Source organism: Leptospira fainei serovar Hurstbridge str. BUT 6 (assembly GCF_000306235.2).
Lineage (GTDB): Bacteria > Spirochaetota > Leptospiria > Leptospirales > Leptospiraceae > Leptospira_B > Leptospira_B fainei.
This window is the reverse complement of the sequence record NZ_AKWZ02000002.1, coordinates 385,726-406,817: the sequence shown is the minus strand read 5'-3', so window position 1 is coordinate 406,817 and position 21,092 is coordinate 385,726. Positions and strand designations below refer to the sequence as shown.

Below are 21,092 nucleotides of genomic sequence, written 5' to 3'. Positions count from 1 at the left end.
CCAATGAGATTTTCGGAAACATAAGGGGATCCAAAAGTGGAGATTCTTTTCGTATTTATTTTTCCTTGGGGGGATAAATCGAGTTCGAATTTAAAAGTTCATAGCTTAAATTAAAGAAGGCTTTGGCTTTCTTTTCATATTGATCGCAAATTGATTGCGATGCTTTACAAAAATTGGTTTTCTTTGCCGGTGAAAACGGAGTCGCGTCTCTTAGGTCACCGTCGGTGAATCGATAGAAAGATATATCATTTTCTATCCAACCGATTACGCTCGAAAATGCGAAGTACGCTTTCCCTTCTTCCCGATCCGAAAGCAAATCTCGGCCCATGGCGGCGAATTTTAGTTTTTTTCCGACCAATCCCAATATGGTAGGCAATACGTCTAATTGCGAGGAAATTCGAGCGTCGATTCCAGGTTTAATATATTTCGGAGAATATAGAAGCAACGGAATATTTCTATCCTCGTACGGATTTAGATTTCTATGATGCGTGTGGTCGGCTACGAAGACGAAGATCGTATTGTCAAAGTAAGGAGATTTTCGGACTTTCTCCATAAATTTACCTAACGCCCAATCCGAATAATGATAAGTATTAAAATAATCGTAGTCCTGAACCGAATTCGGAAAGATTTCAAAATCCTTCTTTGGCACTTCGTACGGATAATGCGTGGTTAATGTAAGAGATATTGCGAGAAAAGGAGGCTTCGTTGCTGACATCCTTTTTTGAAGTTCATCCAATACGTCTTCGTCGAAATATCCCCAGGCGCCGGAAGTATATTCGTTTTTTTGCCGCATTTCTTCCCTTCCTACTATCGTGTCAAAGCCCCAATGAGGAAAAAGAAAACTCATATTATCGAAACCTATGTCGCCACCATGGACAAATAGCGTACTATAACCCGCCTGCTTTAATACGGTTCCGAGTCCTCCGAAATTACCAAGAACCTGGTGCGTACGAATTACGGTAATTCCCGGTCTGTCGGGAATGCCGGTGAGAATGGATAAAAGACCGTTAGTCGTTCTTCCTCCTGTAGCAAAGAAATGAGGAAAATACTTACCCGTTGCAACGAGGGAATTAAAATTCGGAGTCAATTCCTTCCCTTCGATCATCCCGCTTCCGTTGGGGCGGATGAATTTTCCGGTCCAACTTTCGAGTAGAATGATCACGATGTTGGGAGGAGTTCCCGGTCTCGTCTCTTTTGTTTCTCGTAGAATCGGATATCGATCGTCGATGAAATTTGCTCCCGGATAATCGATTTCATCTTTAACGATCGCGAGCGATTCGGAATGGGGGAGTTTTAGGTTAGGAGAAATTGCCGTGGACTTTAGATCCATCAAAGTGGTAAATACGCCGTTCAATGGCAGGTTATTTAAGAACCCGTTTTGTGAATGTATAGCCTCGGTTGATCGCAACGGTCGCGACTGGATGCCCCCTCGAAATAGCAAAAATACGACCAAAATTGAAATCGGAATCTGAATCAGCTCCGCTGTCCTGTTATCGACCGAGAATCGATAACCGTTCCATTTTATGAAGGACCAGATTAGCAAAGGGAGTCCGAAAAAAATTATAAACAGACCACTTACAACCAACGCCGGCGCGTTTTGCATTGCTGCGGAAAGAATCACAAGAAAGTCTTTACCTAAAAATACGAAACCTTCATAGCCGAGATGCTTATTCGCTTCTCCGTAATAAATCGTATCGCCGATCAGATGTCCGAACATCCACATAAGCAGTATGATCGGCGGGATGCCCCAGGCATAGCGGTAGGATTTCCAGCGATTGCCGAAATAAAAGCTGGATAGCAGCCAGAATGGGCCGATCGTGATCGCGGTAACGGAAAGATCAAAGCGGATTCCGATCAAAAACGAAAGCAATATATCTCTCCATGGAGAATTATCGATTTTGTCGAAATAGACCAGAAGAAGGACGATTCTAAATATCGTTAAAAGTAAAAATATTCCTGCGGAATAAAAGCCGATGATTTTAAGATTTGGCGGGATACGCTTCATTCAATTTTCCAAAAAAGATGACCGAGATCGTTTTACAGGCTCTGTATGCGGAACGTCAAGGATAGATTTCGAATCTTCACTAGGTCCATCCGAACGCTTTGCCGGCCTGAAAAACGATAAACGAAGAGATATATGCGAGAATCGTCATGTACCCGAACAGGAAAAAAGGCCAAAATAAGGAATTTGTTTCCCTCTTTACGACTGCTAATGTGGACATACATTGGCAGGCAAACGCGAAGAAGACGAGTAGGCTTAAAGCGCTGGCGAGACTCCATACCGGTTTTCCGGTTTGCGGATCTTTATCGTTTCTCAAGGCGCTGCGCAAATCTTCCTGTTCCGCTTCCTCTCCCTGGACTCCGTAAATGATGGAAAGCGTCGACACCATAACTTCCCTAGCTGCGAAAGACGTGATTAAACCTATTCCCATTTTCCATCCGAAACCGATAGGCTTCAGAATCGGCTCCATTGCTTTACCTAAACGGCCCGCATAAGATTCGGAAATTTGCACGGACTTGGCCTGGTGCAGAGGTAGATTATGGATCTTGGATTCCTCGACTCTGGGATAATTAGCTAAAAACCATAAAAGGATAGAAATAGAAAGAATGACTTTTCCGGCATTCAATAAGAATGTTTTAATTTTCTTATATACTACGATGAAAAGGCTTTTGACGGAAGGGAAGTGATAGCGCGGGAGTTCCATCAGAAAGTAGCTGGGTTCGGATAAGAAAAAGGCTTTTTTAAAAACGAATGCAGCCGTCATGGAGGCGATCATTCCAAGTACGAAGAGTCCGAACAAAACAAGAGCTTTCGTTTGGAAAATTCCGAAAACGGGTCGATCCGAGAACACGGTACCGATGACAAGGATATACACCGGATATCTAGCCGAACAGGTGATCAAAGGAGAAACAAGAATGGTCGTAATTCGATCCGCTTTGTTTTCAATCGTTCTTGTACCCATAATGGCGGGAACTGCGCAGGCCGCCGATGAAAGTAAGGGAATGAAGGATTTTCCCGATAATCCGAATCTTCCCATGAAGCGGTCCATAACAAACGAGGCGCGGGCAATGTAACCGCTTTCTTCCATGATTCCGATAAAGAAGAAAAGAAGGCTAATTTGCGGAATAAATACTAGAACGGCGCCTACTCCGCCGATTGCTCCTTCCTGGATAAGGGATCGAATAGGACCTTCGGGTAAAAGGCCCCCTACAAATGCAGCTAACGCTCCCACCTGAGTTTCTATCCAATCCATCGGAATTTCCGACCAAGCAAAAAGCATTTGAAATACAAAAGCCATTATCGCCAGAAAGGAAATCAACCCCCAAACCGGATGCAATAGAATCCGATCAGCGAATCTTAAAACGCCGCCCGTCGCGTTTTCTTTGCCCAAAAGGGCGCGGGATAATAATTTCTTGATCCAGAAAGATTTTTGAACCAGCTCATTTCGATAAGAAAAGTTTAATCCGGTTTTCTTCCATGCATCCGTTACCAAAGTTCGGGCCTCTTCGGGTAGATAGGATAATCCCGGAATTCCGGTCAAAAGTTTTTCTCCCGACAATTCCTTTAACGAATTCTCCACGACGAAACGAAGCGCTACCGGATCGGAACTTGTTAGATGGGAAAGAATCGATTCCAGGAATTGTTCGCGTTTCTTATCCCAAGCGAAGGAGGCCGAGGGAGTGCGAAAAGAGGACGTGTCGAAAAGGGCCTCCTTCAGCTCTTGGGTCCCTTCTCCCGTTCTTGGATTAATAAACAGGAATTTCGTTCCGAACGCCTTGATGAGCGGATTGAGATCCAACTGTAATCCCTTTTTTTCAAGAGCATCCTTCATAGTAACGACGACTAACGTTGGAACTTTAAGAGACGCAACCTGTAATAGAAACTGTAACCCTCTCTCGACGGCGACCCCATCCAGTACGAATAGAATACGATCGGTTTCCTTGTGCGAGAGAAGCACCCTAGTGGTAACTTGCTTGTCTTCGGATTCTCCCCCTAAACTATACGCTCCCGGGAGATCCATCAATCTTATGGAAGCGTCGCCTAACCGAATCTTACCTTCCGCTTTTTCTACGGTCACACCGTTGAAATTTCCCGTCTTTTGTCTCAGTCCTGTTAGTCTATTGAAAAGCGTAGATTTACCGCAATTGGGATTGCCCGTTAGCAGAATTCGAAACGAATCTGATCCGACTTTCGATCCCTCCGGAAGAATTTCCTTCTGTAAGACCTTCACTTTGATTCCTCTAATTCCAACAATTCCGCTTCTATATTTCTTAAAGCTAATTGAACTAATCCGATTTTTACGATTACTTTATCTTGGCTAGGATACTTGGCAAGTATCTGCAGCTTTGTTCCGGGCAGAAAGCCCATGTCCAATAAATTACGAACGAGCCCTTCTTTTCCGGGGAGTTCCTTTAGACCTGATAAAATGGGTGAATCGCCAGGCTCTAATTCGAAAAGGGTCTTTTTCATCGGATAAATTTTTCTCTATCTCTTATTAGATCGATATCAGGAGCGAACGCCTTAACATAACGATCGAAGTATAAAATTTGTTTGATTAAAAGTCCAAATTCTTTGGGAATTTTGAGACCGTTTCTTTGAGCTAACTCGCGGAACTCGAATAGGATTGCATTCAGTTTCTTCTCATCGAAAGCTTCCAATTCTCCCATTTGAATCCCTAAAACCATTTCGCTCATTTCTCCGAAAACTTTTTCGAGGTCTTTCGCCAGACGCGCTTCGTCGACTCCTTGCGCCGTCGAGTCCATTAAAATCAGGCCGTTAGCGATTCTTGCCGGCCGATTTGTCGCAAGACCTTCTAGGAAAACCATCAATCCTTCCCATATTTTAGGAGATATTCTGCCTACGATTCCGAAATCGATGAATCCTACCGTTCCATCTCTTAGGATCATTAAATTCCCTGCATGAACGTCGGCGTGAAAAAAGCCGGATCTAGAAAGCGTCGAGAACCACACTTCCAACGCATTGGAAAGAGTCCTCTGCGGGTCCTTGGAATACTTTCGGAGAGACGCCTCATCGGTAATCGGAGCCCCGTAGAACCTCTCCATAACTAATACTTTCTTGGTGCTTAAATTATGATAAACTTTAGGAACTCTTGCTCGGGTTTCTCCCGATGCGAGGAGCGCTCTTTCGAACTCTTCGATATTCTCGGCTTCCTTATAGAAATCGATTTCTTCGAAAATCGAAGCCTGGAATAACTTCATCATGCCGGATAGTCCGGAACGACTAAGTCCAGGCACAAAAATTTCGAAAACAAGACTTGCTAGATAGAGTAAGTTTAGGTCGGCTCCGAGAGCCGACTCTATATCCGGTCTTTGGACCTTGATTACTACGTCTAGCCCGTCTTTGGTAACTGCAGAATGAACTTGGGCGATAGAGGCCGACGCTAGGGGATTACGGTCGATACTCCGAAAATGGTCTTCGGGCTTCCCGCCAAGCTCTTTGCGGATAACGTTCTCCACTTCTTTAAAGGAAATAGGGCGGACGGAATCCAGGCATTTTTGCATTTCCGTAACGATTTCCTCCGGGAAGAGGGAGGGCGCGGAGGCAATAAATTGCCCGAGTTTAATATAAGTTGCTCCCAGTTCTTCGAAGGCTTCCCGCAAACGTAAAGGGAGATCCTTAGATGCGCTGCCACCGACGGCAAGGTCTTTCAAAAGCAGAAGGGTCTTGGTTGAAAAGACGAAACCGCTCGATACCATTCTCGCGGCGCCACCTAACCCGAGGCGAAGGCTCTCTAGGAATCCAGCCATACGGTTCCAGATTAGAAGCGAAGGGTAGGAGGACAATCTAAATCGAAAGGTCGATTAGATTGTTATAGGTTTTTCTCTCAAAAACCGACTGTGGAACGGGCAAGCGAATCTTTCCGGAACTAAGAAGACCAAGACTGTATTTTGGTTTACGAATCAGTCGAGAATTAGAGGATGGCTCTCGAGCGATTAATTCGGTCAACGGTATGAGCGGCGAAACAGTTTTGTTACAAGAACTCGAGAAACTCGAACTAAACGACTTAAAAAAGATCGCCGCACTTTGGAATATTCCTAAGCCGCCTTACAAGGAAAAGAATAAAAATCTTAAGTTCTTGTACGACACTTTTCTGGATGAATTTTATCTAAAAGGTGTTTTGGAGAAGCTCACGGTTCTCCAAGTAAATATTTATACTTCGATCCTTAAAAACAAGAATGTCTTAACGCTAGGTGAGATTTCACGTAAAGTGAATATTCCACCGATTAACGTTGAGATGGAATTGAATCTTCTGCGGAAGTATCATCTTGTTTATCAACGCAAAAATCGTGAACGCCTTACTAACAACTTAGATAAATATCATGCTTTCGACGAGTTAGCGGATCTCGTCCCCTTGGATCAAAACCTAAAAGGGGATAAATATAAGATTAGCATCGAGAAACTTCTCGATCATAAAAAACTAACAGATATCTCCGCAGAATGGAAAAAGGCCGTAAAGGCTCCGCCTAAGCTAGATACGATCCGTAAGTTCTATTCCCATGCAACGACTCCTGAAGCTTTCGAGAGCGCAATTATTTCGCTTTCGGAATTGGAAAGGGATACTCTTGTTCGCATTTATCTGAGCGGCGGCGTTGCGGATGCGGATGATATCCGTAGTTTCGTGGTTATGAACCGCGGAAAATACGAGGTAATCGTTCCTTCTTTGGTCGAGAAAGGCCTTGTTGCGGACGTTTGCTTTGTAGAGGAAAAATTCGTAAGAGTTTTTTCCCTTCCCGAAGAACTATTAAAATACATCCAGCATAATCCGATTCTCCCTTCCGTTAAGAAAGGAACTCGTCAACGCCAGGAAAAGTCCGCGACTAACGAGTTGGATTTCTTCTTAAATACTAAGAAACTCCTATCTTATATCAGTCGAAAAGGCTTAGTTCTCGCAAAATCGGGAAAAGTCAAGCAAGCGGATCATAAAAGAACCGAGCAGGAATTACTGAATCCCGATATCAGTATTTTCCCTGAAAAAAGCCAAATCTATCAAATGGAACTGATTCTTCCGATATTGCGTCTATTAAATTTGGGTGATATCAAGGGAGAGAACATCATTCTTAGGGGTGATGTGGAAGGCTTCTTGAAGAAGGATATTTTCGAAATCATGAAGCTCGTGATTCATGAAGTTAACGAAGCCAGAATGAAGCGAATTAATCCGCCGGAAGTGTTTCAGCCGACGGAGATGCCTTTTTACGATAAGATGATTTTAGACAAGTGCGTGAACTTAATCATCAAATCCAAGCGTATTCATTTATCCGTAATTTTCTCTACGATTATCCGGGATCATTTGATCATGTCTCCCGGATTCAGAACGAAGAATTTTCAGACCGATTTAGCCGATCTTCGCAAAGAGATCATGAGCGCTATTTTCTACCTGCACTTATTCGGTCTGTTGGAAGTCGAGTATCCGAATCGCTTTCTCGCGTTATCTAAATTAGGCGAATACTTCTTCCAAACCGGGGAATTAACGAACGCCACCGAAAAGGGCGGGATTACTATCAACCCCGACTTTTCAGTGATTGCGTTTCCCGAAAAAGTTTCCACGAACGGCATTCATCTACTCAAAGCATTTACGGAACTTAAGGATTATGATCGAGTTTATACGTTCGTCCTAACGAAAGAAGCGTACCAGCTCGGAATTCTACTCGGTTATAAACCGTCGGAATTTATCGACTTCCTCAAGGCTTCCAGCAAGGCGGAATTAGCGCAAAACCTTCTTTTCTTATTGGAAGATTGGGGGGGAAATCTTCCCGTTGTGGAAGTCGCTGAAGATTGTGTGCTTGTGAGAACCAAAGATCAGAACGTCATGGAATTACTTTTAGGCCAGATAAAAGGCAAGAAGATCGTTTTGGATGAAATCGGCCCGAACGCGGTACTCGTAGATAAAACCAGAGTGCAGGACGTAATAACGGTCGCCGAAAAGCTTAATCTAATCATCAGATTAACCCGTTAGTTCGAGATTTAACTCGCCGTTTAAATCTCGAACCCGAAAGCCCAGCGTGGAGATTACTCGGTAATCACTTTAATTTTGGTTTTGAATTCCCATTTGCGAAAGGGGGCCAGCGCTTGCAGGCGTTCGTCGCTAACAAAGAAAAGTCCTTCCCCGTATTTGACCAGACCTCCCTTATAATGGGCGTATTTGGTTTTATGGTCAACCAAACCGATTTCTTTCACTTTGTTCCAGTCGTCGCAGGTCTTGAGAGTTGGAACTCGTCTAAGGTATAACTCTTTGATTACGCTGTCCTTAACCGAGTCCCGGAGAATCTTTTCCCATTCCATATATGCGCAAATTACAGGCAATTCACTAAAAATCAAGGAGTTTACTTTCGTTTTGGAGACTCCGAAATCACGGAGCCTCCCAAGCGGAAATGAAGCTTCCATCGAATCAAAAATGAAAGTATCCGGAGTCCTTTTTAAGATCTTCCGCGAGATTCGCCAGCCCGACAGAACTGGAACTGAGTTCTTCCGACGAAGCGGCGTTGGACTGAGTTAAATCGTTTATGTTCGATATAGTTCTTGCGATTTCTTCGATCGCCAATTTCTGCTCCTGAACGGCGGCGCGAATCGAATCCGATCTGCTCTTTACCTCTACGCCACTTCGATTAACAGATTCGTTCCGTTTTAACTGTTCGCCCATGAAGGAAGACACTTCGGACATTCTATCGTAGATGATTTGAATATCGCGAATAATCCCGCCGATAACGGCTACGGTCTCTTTGATATTACCGACTCCGATTCCGATTTCCGCTTCGTTGGATTGAATGATTTCTTCTATATCTTTCGTACTGTTCGATGTTTTGTCAGCAAGCTTGGAAATTTCGTCCGCAACCACCGCAAATCCTTTCCCGGCATTTCCAGCCCTGGCTGCTTCGATCGCAGCGTTTAAGGCAAGTAAATGAATTTGCTCCGATATATTCGTGATAATTTCGATTACGCCGCTGATCTCTTCGGAACTGCGGGAAATTTTTCCGATACTTGCGTTGGTCAATTCGAGGGTTTTTCCACCCTTCTTCGCATCCTCCGTGATTCTCTTTACCTGTCCTAAAGTATCTTCGACGTTTTTGGAAGTATTTCGTATCGAAGCCGAAAATTCATTCATTTCCCCGCCGAGTCTATCCAAAAGTCTCACCTGTTCTTCCGTTTGGTAGGAGATGGAGTCCATTCCCGCCGAAATTTCCTCTATAGAGGCGGAAATTTCCTCCGCGGAAGCCGCTTGCCCTTGCGCGTTATCCGAAATCGATCGCAAAGTCGCCGACATTTCTTCCGACGAGGAGGCGAGATTAGAAGATGCATCGGATATTTTACCAAGAACGTTTTTTACCTTTTTATTAAATTCGTTGATGCTGATGGACATTTCCCCGATTTCGTTTCTAGAAAATACGGAAATCGTATGCCCTAAATCCCCTTCGGCCATCTTCTCGATTAGGTCCCGGCTCTCTTTCAAGGGTTGCAAATTTTTAGTTAGGACGAAATAAATCAAAGCGCCCACGAAAATTAATCCTACGAAAGAGATCGCGATCATATAGAGGGCGGTGTTTAAAGCCTGATTAGAAATCTCCTCGTTTTCCACCGCAACGAAGGATTTAAACCCGTATTTCTGATTCGTTTTATAGATCATAAACTTAAAGATCCCGTCAAGAGTATACCGAACAGGCACGTCGTCCACGCTTCCCGTAAACGCATCCCTAAACGAAAATTCTTGAATATTCTTGAGTCGAAACGAAGGGTTAATATGATTTAGGAAGGTCATCTTCGGAGACATGATCCCGGGATAGCCGGTCTTTCCTACCTTGATCGACTGCAGGATCCAGGTAGTCAGGTCGCCGATTTTAAAGGAAAAGACTGCAAACGATTTAGGACCATTCGGAATTTGTAACTCTTTTATGTAAAGAATGACCGGAGCGCCTGTGACGGAGGAGGCACCCGGTTCGGTTAGGTAGATTCCGTTTTTCTCCAGAATGACTTTTAGTTCTTTTGGGGCCGGAAGAGCGAATTGATTCACATAGGCTGAAGGCTCTTCGACCAAAGTTCCGCTTGAGGACAATTTCCTGTAGCTGTCCGTTTCTTCCGTCCAAACCGCGATTCCTTCGAATTTTACGCTAGTTAGTAGAAACCGATTTAAAGATTCGGAAGCGTCCTTATATTGAAATTTCGATAATTGGAATACTATGTTTCGGTTTTCGGTCACGTCCTTCGCTTCCGATTCCGCCTCACGATAGAGAGTTTCCGTTAGCAGGTCTAGCGTTTGAGAAATGTTCTTCATCTGTCCGAAATAAGCGATTCGAATCGAATTATAGGTAAGTTTATAAACCACCGTCGAAACTCCGATCGATAGTACGAACACGATAAAGAAAAACGTTAAGGATAAAGTTCTATTTAAGCTTAGTTTAACTAGAGAGCCGGAATCGATGGATCCGAATAGGTCGGTACGGCTTAAATTGTCCTTTAGGCGATCCGTCGCGAGGTAAAAATGCATCGCCAAACTGGCCGTGATGAACAGAAGAATCCCGAAAAGATTGTAAATGTCCGCGCCGGTTTCCGGAGAAAGATAATCGAAGAGGATAGCTGTGATTGCTCCTCCCAAAAACATTCGTAAACCGACGTCGATCGAGTGAATAAACGGAAGTCGGAATAACGCCCTTTGCGCTTTAAAAACGGTATCTCGATTTACTGCACCTGTCGCGAATTGGTTTCTATAATTTAAAAGAGGTGAAAGTTTCCAACGAGTCGCAAAGAAGGTATATGCTAGCAAAGCTGCAGATACTGTAGCGGCGGAAAAAATCAGGTTTCGGGTTTGCTTAGCGTCTAAATCCAAGACAAGGTAAAAAAGGAGAAGACCGATCGGAACTGCGACAGTGTAGCCGATTACTTCCGTAAAAAGGATGAAACGAAGTGTGAATCTGTTAATATCCTTACTAATACCTTGCATGCGCCTTCCTTTTATCAGATTGATTCGTAGGATTCAATTGTCTTTATCGACCGTAAAACTTCTTTCGAAATAAAAAGTCGGTCTGTGCAGTTAGACTCGAATGACTCCCTAGAAAAATTCTTTCTTGGTGGAATACAAGGAATTATTAAAGAGAAACATATAATCCTTTTAGGTTAACCAAATTGAAAAATCTCACACTAGCTTTGATCGGAGACATTCACGGATTTTGGACTTCGGTCGATACCGACTATTTCTCGCATAGCGCGTATGATGCGATCCTCTTCACGGGAGACTTGGGTACTTACACGACTGCAAGCGCTTACAGAGTAGCGAAAGAAATTTCCAAAATTCGAAAGCCTTGTTATTTAATTCCCGGGAATCACGACACTACGTCGGTATTTCAGTTGCTTGTCGAAATTTTTTCTCTGAATTCGTACTGGACGATTTTGAGTTTACCCGCTCATCTACATCGCTATTCGAAGTTTCGCCGCATTTTGGGTGATATAAAAGTTTGCGAATATTCTCTTCACTCGGAAATTTCCGATTTGGCTTTGATCGGTGGTCGCCCTCTTTCCATGGGTTCCCGCTTGAATTTTCTCCCGCTTTTGAAACAGCGCTTTGGGATTCGAAGCTTACGAGAATCCTCCCAAAAACTGATTTCATTGAGCAGAGATTCGGGGACTGTAGATAAGGATATTTTAATATTAGCGCATAATGGACCTGCCGGGTTAGGGGGGCGAGCGACCGATATCTGGGGTTGCGATTTTCGTAAAGAGGCCGGCGATTTCGGAGATCTGGATCTCGCCGAATGTCTGGATACGATTCGCGCCGAGGGCAGGATCGTGAGCGTAGTCGCAGCGGGGCATATGCATCATCATGCCAAACGATCCCTTCTATTTCGAACTTGGAAAGTCCGAAAAGCAGGAACTCTTTATGTGAATGCTGCGCGAGTTCCGAGAATCTTCAAGGATAAGGAAGGGCAGGGATGGCACCATCATATTCGACTTACAAGGACGAATGGGCATTGGGACGCCGAGGCGATTTACCTAAAGGGCGGGAGGGAGGAAGTCGCTCCCCTTCCGAAAGAGATCGAAAAGGAGAGGACTCGGATCAAGGAAGAGTCTTAGTTCTCTTGGGTGATAAAATCCAGTTTTGCTTTGACCTCTTCGTTTAACGGCTGCTTCCGGTGAAATTCTTCCAAAATTTTTATGGCTTCGTCTTTTTTGGAAACATCATAATATAGTTCAGAAAGTTCGATTACCGGTCTGGGATCCATCGGGAACTTTTTATGAAGATCGAGATAAATTTCCTCGGCTTTGTCCCTACTTCCTTTGAGCTTGAGCGAGGATGCTTTTCCGAGAAGAGCGAAATAGTCTTCTCCTTCGGAAAGGATCCGATTGAAGCACTCGAGAGCTTTATCGTATTCGCCCATACCTCTGAGGCTATCCGCATAACGATTGATAATAAGTTTATTGTCTGGATCGAATTCCAAGATTCTTTCCCAGAACTCGTTAGCTTTGCGAAAATCTTTTTTACCGCGATACGATTCCGCTAATCCGTATAATGCGAAGAAATTTCTCGGATCCAAGTCGGCGGCCCTACGGTAATATTGGATCGCTTCGTCAAAATCCTTGATCTTTCTGTAGCTATTTCCGATCTCCGTAAGGATCTTAATGTTATCGGGTTGGATGACGAGCAGTTTTTCCCACCAATGAATCGCGTCTTTATATCTCTGGCAGGCAAAAAAGAGATGACCCAAGCCTACGATCACATATTGGTCTTTGGGATTAATCTGAAGCGCCTGCATATAATATACTTCGGATTCTTTGAAGTTCTTAAGTTTGCGATGAGCGTCGGCTACTCGGCTGAGAATCGAGGCATCAGTGATGGTAATGTGCCGGTATTCTTCCGCCACTTCGATGACTCGGTTGAGAAGATTCATCTCTCGATAGCAGTTCATCAACCCCATTAAGGAAAATTTGTTAGAGGAATCTTCCTTGATACATCTATTATAGTATTCTAATGCTTGCTTGAATTCCTTGCGCTTGAAATGGAGATCTCCCATTCCGACCAATCCGTAGGTGTTCGCCGGTTCTTTTGCTAGGAGTTCTCTGAGTTTGGACTCGGCTTTATCCCATTGCCTACTGTCCAAATAACGGTATGCTTCTTTGGCTAGGTTCTTGATCTGCGCAAAATGCGAGTCCTCATCTTCCTTACCGACTTGCGTCTTTTCAATAGGTTCACTCATGAGATCGAACGTTCCTTTTTACATTTTAAACGAGGAGTAAAACGTTCCTCATTCAATATTTTATTTAATATATTACTTTGACGATTGAGTATAGATTTTCCTCTCGAGGAAATCCGTAAAGAATATTTGAATTAAGGAAAAAAAGATGAAATATGCCGTTTCGTCGTTCGTTAAAGGACTTCGCGTAACTACAAAAGGTTAGAGCGATGCGAAAGTTATGTTTTTCTTAGGAGAGGTTTCGATCGAAGGGCGGAATCTATCTCCACTATGAAAGACGCTTTCACCTATCGCTAAGACGACTGGGGAACCTCTTGACAGGCTCTTGCCAGATCATTGAATGGACCCAGGGCGGGGGGAACAATGCCTAATAGCGAAGGTAAAATAACCGGCGCAAGACTTATGGTCGAGCTACTGGAAGAATACGGAGTCGATATCGTATTCGGTTACCCGGGTGGGGCTATCTTGCCCTTTTACGACGAATTATACAAGAGTACAAAGATTAAGCATATTCTCGTTCGGCATGAGCAGGGCGCAGTTCACATGGCGGAAGGATACGCTAGATCAACCGGGAAATTAGGAGTGTGCATCGCTACATCCGGCCCGGGAGCGACAAACTTAGTCACAGGGTTGACTGACGCGAAAATGGACTCGGTTCCGGTTCTCGCAATCACTGGACAGGTCGCAACGAATACGATAGGAACGGACGCCTTCCAAGAAGCCGATATTTACGGAATCACGATTCCGATTACGAAATATAATGCTTTGATTAAATCAGCTAACGATCTTGCCAGACATTTCAAAGAAGCTACCTTGATTGCAATGGGCGGAAGACCCGGTCCAGTCTTGTTGGATTTTCCAAAGGATGTTCAAACGGAGCTCACGGATGTTCGACAAGCCGGAATCCTGAAAATCAACGCTCGTCATTATGAAAAGCCGAAAGTTTCGGGAGATCTGGAATCCTTTGCCGCCGCTTTAAACCGAGCCAAACGTCCTCTTCTTTATGTGGGCGGTGGAGCGATCAATTCCAACGCTTATAAAGAAATTCGAGAGTTGGCGGAAAAAGGGGATATCCCGGTAACGACTACTCTCATGGGGATCGGAGCTTTCCCGGGGACTCATACTCTATCCATGGGTATGCTCGGTATGCACGGAACAGCTTACGCGAATAAGGCGATTTTGGAATGCGACTACATATTGAATTTGGGAGCCCGATTCGATGACCGTGTCGCCAAACCGGGAGAGTTTGCTGAAAAAGCTGTACGCGCCCATGTCGATATTGATTCTGCGGAATTTAATAAACGCGTTCCTGTCGATTATTTGCTTCACGGCGATTTACGAGACGTATTGAAGGCCTTAATTCCGAAAGTAAAAGAGATAGATCGAAAAGAATGGGTAACGTTCTTAAACGATATAAAGAAAAAACATCCGCTTCAGTTCGATGATTCCACTGATACGATTAAACCCCAGGGTTTTTTAAATCGTCTTCACGAAAAGACGCGGGGAAAGGCTATCGTTTCCACCGATGTCGGTCAGCATCAAATGTGGGCCGCCCAGTATTTCCTTTTTGATGAACCGAACCGATGGCTAACGTCCGGAGGACTCGGTACGATGGGATACGGTTTACCGGCGGCAATCGGCGCTAAATTCGGAAACCCGGATAAGACGGTTATTTGCGTCTCGGGCGACGGTTCGATTCAGATGAATATTCAAGAACTTGCAACGATTGCCATGTATAAGAAAGGCGTAAAGGTTATAGTGTTTAACAATAACTTTCTCGGAATGGTTCGACAATGGCAGGAACTTTTTTACGAAGAGCGGTTTTCCGAATCGGAATGGAATTACAATCCGGATTTCGTGAAGTTAGCGGAGGCCTATTCGATGAAAGCCATGAGGATTTCATCCAAAAATGAAATTGGATCCGCCATCGATTTCTTGCTGGAAGACGACGAGGCTTGTTTTCTCGAAGTGATGATTCCGGCGGAAGAAAAAGTGTTTCCGATGATACCTGCAGGGAAATCGCAGAAGGACATGATAGAGTTTGCCGATTTGATCGGAACGCGTAAGAAATGAAGCATATTCTTAAGATTTTAGTCAATAATCACCCCGGCGTTATGAGTCATGTTTCCGGATTGTTTACACGCCGTAGTTATAATATAGATTCGATCGCCGTAGGAGTCACCGATCAACCTGACGTTTCCAGTATGGTCATCGTCGTAAAGGGGGATGATTCGGTCGTTGAGCAAGTAAAACGCCAACTTTTAAAGCTACCGGACGTGATCGACGTGGAAGATCTCGCCTATCATGATTGTATCAGCAGGGAATTGGTTCTTGTGGTAGTGCGTAGCGATGATAAGAACAGGACCGAGATTATCTCCATATGCGAAGTCTTTCAGGCGAGGATCGCAGATTTGACACAATCCTCGTTGACCATCGAATTTTCAGGTAACGTTCGTCAAGTGAACGCATTCATAGAGATGATGCAAAAATTCGGCATTGATGAGATCGCACGGACCGGTCAAATAGCCCTTCGCTATAGATCCGTATAAATGAACGATAGTTTACGGTCGCCGGATCAAGTCCGACGCCGGAGAATTTCTTAAGTCTTTAATTTCGCTTAACAGCGAGGCCAATTGTTACATTTTTGTTACGATTGGGTTGCGACTGCAGTCCCGAGCGGGGTATTCCATTCCCGAATTTTTCGGGAAACTTAAGTCCGGCGAACGCGACTCCGCTTTTAATGCTCTTTTTTCGCAATTTGATCTCGATATCATGAATTACGGTTCTACTTTTTTATACATAAACGTCAAATTTACTCATGAGCATTCGCACTAGGATATCCTTATACCTTTCCCTAGTTTTGTTTATCGGCTTTTCCTTTCTTACTCTGATCAACTCGATTCTATCGTTTCGAAATCTTCGAGCGGAGATAAATGCCGCATCCACAGTTACTGCGGAACGCTGGACTTATGAAGTGAAAGATTATCTGGATTTGGCGATGGGAATGACTCGCGGTTTTCGAATGCTTCTGATTTTTTCGAATCCGCAACGTTCCGAAGTCGTGGATACGATGCGCGAAATTCTTAAAAGAAATCCTCAATGGTTCGGCATGTGGACCGTGTATGAACCGGATGCATTCGACGGTAAAGACGGCCAATTTAAGAATTCTGCCGGGCATGATTCATCCGGAAGGTTTGTCAGTTATATTCACAGGAAAATCGATAAGGATGAATTGGTTCTCGATGCGACTGTCGGCTACGACGACAGTAATACGGAGTTTTATCAGGTCCCTAAGAAAACTTTAGAACCGTTAGTTACGGATCCTTACTATTATAAAGTGGACGGTAAGGACATTCTCATGATCTCGCTCGCGGTTCCGATCAGTCACGGTAATAATTTCTGGGGCGTCCTTGGAATGGATATTACTAGCGAGCAATTGCAGAAAGTGATGGGACCTATCAAACCGTTCCGAGATTCGGGATTTATCGCTTTGATTTCTCCGAACGGTGTCTTCGCAGCAAACGGACAAGATCCTTCTTTAGTCGGTAAAAAAATCCAGGATTCGAAAGAATTGGAGTTGGTTCTTGAAAAAGGGCAAGGGAAGGAAAAATTCTTCTACTCGTCCGACGGTTTTACGCATTACTTCTTCCCTTTTAAAATCGGAAAGGGAAAAACGAGTTGGATCATGCAGGTTAGTATTCCTGATAAGGTATTTTATAACGAACTTACGGAGGTACTTTTGCAAAGTATAATATCCTCCTTAAGCATCGTTTTAATCATCATAGTCGTTCTGAATCTGATTTTCCAACGTTTGATTTCCTCCGGGCTCCTGAAAGCCATTGGATTCTCGGAGGAAATCGCTAAGGGAAATCTGATCGTTCGATCGGACTATAAACGACCGGATGAGATCGGGTCGCTTTTATCTTCCATGAGTTCGATGCGTGATCATCTGCTTTCCGTCGTTAAGGAGATCGGAAGTTCGACGTCCGAACTGACTGCTACTGCGGATAACATGTCCAAATCTTCCCGAAATTTTTCAGAGGTCGCTCAAACCCAAGCAGCCGCCGCGGAAGAATGCTCTTCTGCCGTGGAAGAACTGTCCGCATCCGCAATGAATGTGGGAAAGTCGATACAGAAAGCCGTATCGAGCATGAAGGAAATCGACGGCAATGTAGTTCATCTACGCGAACAGATCGCCAGCATTAACGGGGAAATGCAAGGTCTCGTAGGAGTAGCGGTCGCTTCCAAAGAAGAAGCCGTAACCGGAGAAACCGCGATGATGATGTCCACGAACGCTATGGGTGAGATCGGTGATAGCGCCTCTCGTATCAGCGAAATTCTCTCCATCATCACCGAGATTTCCGAGAAAACGAATCTATTGGCATTGAATGCTGCGATAGAGGCCGCAAGAGCGGGAGAAGCTGGAAAAGGTTTTGCAGTAGTCGCCGAGGAAATCGGTAAATTGGCTTCTCAGACGTCTTCGAGCGTTCAGGAGATCGGCGGCTTGGTCGATTCTACGAACGATGCCGTAATGAACGGAAATAAAAAGGTTTCCGAAGCCTCGCAAGTTTTGAAGCGATTGCGGGATAGAGTTGAGGAATTTGACAAATCCGCTAAATCGGTTCTTTCTTCCGTCAAGACTCAGGAGGATAATACGCAGGAGATTGCCGAAAACGCGACGACATTGATTGATTTTAGCCTGCAAATCGAGGAAGCGGTCGCAGAGCAACGGCGAACAACGGAAGAAATTACGAAGACGATCATAAATATTTCCGAGGGAACCCAAGAAATTGCAAGAGGTGCTGACGATCTGACTTCCTTCTCGGGAGAAATGCATAAGCAAGCCAATCAACTTTCAAGGCATATCGGAAAATTTAGAACCGACTAAACGTTTCCTGTTTGTAAACTTTTTCCCTTCTTTTTTTCGGGTATGGGTACGGCGATATATTTCATCGGATGAATTCTAAATTTGCGCTAAATCCAAAATTTGGGCGTCCAGAAAAAGCACCGCCTCAGGTTTCCATTGGAAAACGGTTCCGTCTAACGTGCTTAGGCCCGACTCGGATTTCTCCCGCAATTTTTTCAGTAAATCGGGGGCTTTTTCCGGAATAAGCTTTAGAAATTCATCAAGTTCCACCGGGAGAAACACTCGGAAGAGGGATAAAATCAGCTCTTCGAAAGGAGTCGGACGTTCGTATATATCGGCCCGATTCCCTTTCAAATATGCGTTAGTATTTCTTTGGTTGGAATATCTGCCCGAAGGTAAAAAACCGTGAGCCCCCGGTCCGATACCAAGATAGTATTCGTAAGTCCAATACTTCATGTTATGCCGGGAATAAAATCCCGGTTTGGAATAATTGGATACCTCGTATTGCTGGAAATTTTTCCTTCTCAAAATTTCGGGTAGATCTTTTAGAATTCTTTCCTGTATCTCTTCCTGAGGGGGGGGAAGCCTCCCGGAGATTACGCTTCTACTATATTCCGTACCCTTTTCAACGGTGAGCGCATACAAGCTGATATGCGAAACTCCTGCAGATAGGATCAGTTCCGCGTCCGCATAGAATTCTTCCTCAGTCTGATTCGGGACTCCGAACATCAAGTCGGCGCCGAAATTTTTTATTTTGGATTCGGATACGATTTCCAGAACTTTCGGATAATTCTCAGGATCGTAATAGCGGTCTAAGAATTTCAATGTTCGAGGTTGAAAGGATTGGATTCCGATATGAACTCGATTTACGCCTGCATCGCTTAATTCCCGCAGTAAGCCATCCGTTAAATCCTCCGGATTGCATTCCAAGGAAATTTCCGCATTATCGGCAAGATCGATATTGTTTTTTAAAAAGTTCAGAAAATCGGCGTATCGCTCGGGGGACGCCTTTGAAGGAGTTCCTCCTCCAAAAAAAACGGTATCGAAAGAAAGTTCCGAATGTTGAGGGGATGCTTCTAGTCTGGAAACGGTCTCTTGTTCGTATTTACGAAATAAATCCTTTTCTAAAGGAGAAGGTTCCAGGCCGATTCCTTCCGAATAGAAATCGCAATAGGAACATTTCTTAATGCAAAAAGGGTAATGCACATAAACTCCGCTCTTCCCCGTTTTTTTTATCGTAGGGAGAAGCGGATCCAAATTACGGGGTTCCTTGAGCGGCCTTGATTTCTTTCTCTTTTGTGCCGGTTTTTAATACGAGATCCACTTTCGGAATTTCCTCTTTTCGATCTAGAATGGAATAGAGTAGGGCCTTCTTGGATTCATACGTAGGCGAAAATGAGAAAAGAATTTTAAGATTAGGAAATTCCGGTAAATGCAAAAACGGCGTTCCGTAATGCAAAACCACTATCTCGACTTGAGGAAATTTTTTCGCCAGACTACCTGCCATATCCAAATCTACTTGTGAAGCCCCCGTTAAGATAATTCTCTTTCCTTTTCTTTTTTCCAAAGCGCTTGAGATTTGCGAGAAATTCAAATTTTGCAAAGATCTCGCGGTTAATTCCGCGGAAAAATCCGAACCCTTAACGGCAAATAACGTCTCGGTTAAGGAAACTGTCACGGGATTATAGGAATTCGGATACGAAACGATGGATTTCCGGCTCACATCCCTATTCAGATCCGGCAGATTCCAGTCGGCGTTCAATGATTCACGGCGAGAGGATTGCTCTTCATAATATTTACGTAATGTTTCGGAAATGTCTTCGGCCAGAATATCCTTTGCTCTTCCTTCCTTCTGTTTTTTCGAATAGTCCCAAACGATGCCGTGTTTTAGTTTCAATAGGATTTGTCTCTTGGCGGCTTCTTTTAATATATCCCTCCCATCTCTATAGAGGGTTCCTTTTTTATAAGCTTTTAAGATATGATCCTTCATATCCTGAGTGGTTTTTCCCCAACTGGTCATCAGGATGATATCTGCCCCCGCAAGTAGAGCCAGTACGCCCGGATCGTACGTTTGGTAATGTTCGTCGATAGCATCCATTTCCATCGCATCAGTGATTACGATTCCCTCGAATTTAAGCTCTTTCCTGAGTACGTCAGTGAGAATTCTAGAAGATAGAGTCGCGGGAAAATCTGAATCGATCTTAGGATAGACGATATGAGCGCTCATAACCGCTTCGGCTCCGTTTTCGATCGCGGCCTTAAACGGAACTAATTCCAATGAACGAAGTTCTTCCAGATTTTTTTCGATTTTCGGAAGCCCTAAATGACTATCTACGTTTGTGTCGCCGTGACCCGGGAAATGTTTGATTACGGGGATGGCTCCTCCTAAGCGGGCGCCTTCTTCGTAAGCGACTCCTGCACTTAAGACCGTCTCGAGGTTACTTCCTAAAGACCGAGTGTTGATAACCGGATTATCGGGATTATTATTAATATCCAAATCGGGAGCGAATAAAAAATTCAGACCTAGTTTCCGAAGCTGGTAGGAGGTCACGAATCCGACTTTTTTCGCGTATTCCTGATCCTTGGCTTGTCCAAGAGCCATTGCCCCCGGAAATTGAGTCACTCCATCTCGAACTCGAATGACTCGACCACCTTCCTGGTCGACCGAAATCAATAAAGGGAGCCCCGTTAGTTTTAGGGTCTTTTTTTGCAAAGAATCGTTTAAAGACGCAATTTCTTCCCGATTTCCCAGATTTCTTCCGAATAAAATTACGCCGCCGGGTAAAATCGTCTCTAATTCTTTTTCGGCGACGGAATCCAAAGTCGTTCCCGGAATTGCTACATGAATCACTTGCCCGACCAATTCTTGAGGAGTGAGTTTATTGACGATCTCGTCGGCTTGACGAAGCATTCCTTCTTGGATTTCTTGGGCCTGGAGTTCCGCACGATAATGCCCTAACCATTGGAGTGAAACTAGAAAGAGTCCGGCAAAAACGACTGCCAGAAGGATACGCTTGATCATGAAACC

Annotated in this window: 14 protein-coding genes; 5 read left to right on the top strand and 9 right to left on the bottom strand. The window is 44.3% G+C overall.

Annotated elements, in window-relative coordinates; all coding sequences use genetic code 11:
* Positions 1 to 55 precede the first annotated feature (55 nt).
* From LEP1GSC058_RS03285 to LEP1GSC058_RS03270, 4 genes are all read right to left on the bottom strand, one after another.
* On the bottom strand, positions 56 to 2,005 hold the full coding sequence (locus LEP1GSC058_RS03285) for an LTA synthase family protein (protein WP_016548188.1): 1,950 nt from the start codon (positions 2,003 to 2,005) through the stop codon (positions 56 to 58).
* A gap of 79 nt (positions 2,006 to 2,084) precedes the next feature.
* Positions 2,085 to 4,211 carry a ferrous iron transport protein B gene (gene feoB, locus LEP1GSC058_RS03280; protein ID WP_039947991.1) on the bottom strand — a complete coding sequence of 709 codons (2,127 nt, stop codon included), beginning with the start codon at positions 4,209 to 4,211 and terminating at the stop codon, positions 2,085 to 2,087.
* Between the two features lie 17 nt (positions 4,212 to 4,228).
* Positions 4,229 to 4,471, bottom strand: a complete 243-nt coding sequence (locus LEP1GSC058_RS03275) for a FeoA family protein (protein ID WP_016547811.1) — start codon at positions 4,469 to 4,471, stop codon at positions 4,229 to 4,231.
* Positions 4,468 to 5,769 carry an ABC1 kinase family protein gene (locus tag LEP1GSC058_RS03270; RefSeq protein ID WP_016547812.1) on the bottom strand — a complete coding sequence of 434 codons (1,302 nt, stop codon included), beginning with the start codon at positions 5,767 to 5,769 and terminating at the stop codon, positions 4,468 to 4,470. The genes LEP1GSC058_RS03275 and LEP1GSC058_RS03270 overlap by 4 nt, the downstream gene beginning before the upstream one ends.
* A gap of 203 nt (positions 5,770 to 5,972) precedes the next feature.
* Here LEP1GSC058_RS03270 and LEP1GSC058_RS03265 point away from each other — a divergent pair, with 203 nt between their 5' ends.
* Positions 5,973 to 7,976, top strand: coding sequence for a phenylalanine--tRNA ligase subunit alpha (locus LEP1GSC058_RS03265; protein WP_016548185.1), 2,004 nt, complete (start codon positions 5,973 to 5,975; stop codon positions 7,974 to 7,976).
* A 53-nt stretch (positions 7,977 to 8,029) separates the two neighbouring features.
* On the opposite strand, the gene LEP1GSC058_RS03260 is transcribed toward LEP1GSC058_RS03265, so the two are convergent.
* Both LEP1GSC058_RS03260 and LEP1GSC058_RS03255 read right to left on the bottom strand, forming a co-directional pair.
* On the bottom strand, positions 8,030 to 8,302 hold the full coding sequence (locus tag LEP1GSC058_RS03260; RefSeq protein WP_039947990.1) for a hypothetical protein: 273 nt from the start codon (positions 8,300 to 8,302) through the stop codon (positions 8,030 to 8,032).
* 106 nt (positions 8,303 to 8,408) lie between these two features.
* The gene (locus LEP1GSC058_RS03255) at positions 8,409 to 10,952 is read right to left on the bottom strand and encodes a methyl-accepting chemotaxis protein (protein WP_016548005.1); all 2,544 of its coding nucleotides are present in this window, start codon (positions 10,950 to 10,952) and stop codon (positions 8,409 to 8,411) included.
* 182 nt (positions 10,953 to 11,134) lie between these two features.
* Between LEP1GSC058_RS03255 and LEP1GSC058_RS03250 the strand changes: the two genes are divergently transcribed.
* Positions 11,135 to 12,079: a metallophosphoesterase gene (locus LEP1GSC058_RS03250; protein ID WP_016547893.1), complete on the top strand. Its 945-nt coding sequence runs from the start codon at positions 11,135 to 11,137 to the stop codon at positions 12,077 to 12,079.
* Here LEP1GSC058_RS03250 and LEP1GSC058_RS03245 read toward each other — a convergent pair.
* Positions 12,076 to 13,200 carry a tetratricopeptide repeat protein gene (locus LEP1GSC058_RS03245; protein ID WP_016547955.1) on the bottom strand — a complete coding sequence of 375 codons (1,125 nt, stop codon included), beginning with the start codon at positions 13,198 to 13,200 and terminating at the stop codon, positions 12,076 to 12,078. The two genes, LEP1GSC058_RS03250 and LEP1GSC058_RS03245, sit on opposite strands and share 4 nt — an antisense overlap.
* A 360-nt stretch (positions 13,201 to 13,560) precedes the next feature.
* Between LEP1GSC058_RS03245 and ilvB the strand changes: the two genes are divergently transcribed.
* The 3 genes from ilvB (at position 13,561) to LEP1GSC058_RS03230 (ending at position 18,085) form a co-directional block, all read left to right on the top strand.
* Positions 13,561 to 15,270 carry a biosynthetic-type acetolactate synthase large subunit gene (ilvB, locus tag LEP1GSC058_RS03240; protein ID WP_016547788.1) on the top strand — a complete coding sequence of 570 codons (1,710 nt, stop codon included), beginning with the start codon at positions 13,561 to 13,563 and terminating at the stop codon, positions 15,268 to 15,270.
* Positions 15,267 to 15,746 (top strand): acetolactate synthase small subunit, encoded by a 480-nt coding sequence (ilvN, locus tag LEP1GSC058_RS03235; protein WP_016548163.1) that lies wholly within the window; start codon positions 15,267 to 15,269, stop codon positions 15,744 to 15,746. The genes ilvB and ilvN overlap by 4 nt, the downstream gene beginning before the upstream one ends.
* A gap of 269 nt (positions 15,747 to 16,015) precedes the next feature.
* Complete coding sequence (locus LEP1GSC058_RS03230) at positions 16,016 to 18,085, top strand: methyl-accepting chemotaxis protein (RefSeq protein WP_039947944.1); 2,070 nt, start codon at positions 16,016 to 16,018, stop codon at positions 18,083 to 18,085.
* Positions 18,086 to 18,160: 75 nt separating this feature from the next.
* Here LEP1GSC058_RS03230 and hemW read toward each other — a convergent pair whose 3' ends face one another.
* Both hemW and nagZ read right to left on the bottom strand, forming a co-directional pair.
* Positions 18,161 to 19,321, bottom strand: coding sequence for a radical SAM family heme chaperone HemW (gene hemW / locus LEP1GSC058_RS03225; protein ID WP_016548114.1), 1,161 nt, complete (start codon positions 19,319 to 19,321; stop codon positions 18,161 to 18,163).
* A gap of 1 nt (position 19,322) precedes the next feature.
* Entirely contained in the window at positions 19,323 to 21,086 is a 1,764-nt protein-coding gene (gene nagZ, locus LEP1GSC058_RS03220) for a beta-N-acetylhexosaminidase (protein WP_039947988.1), read from the bottom strand.
* Positions 21,087 to 21,092: the final 6 nt, after the last annotated feature.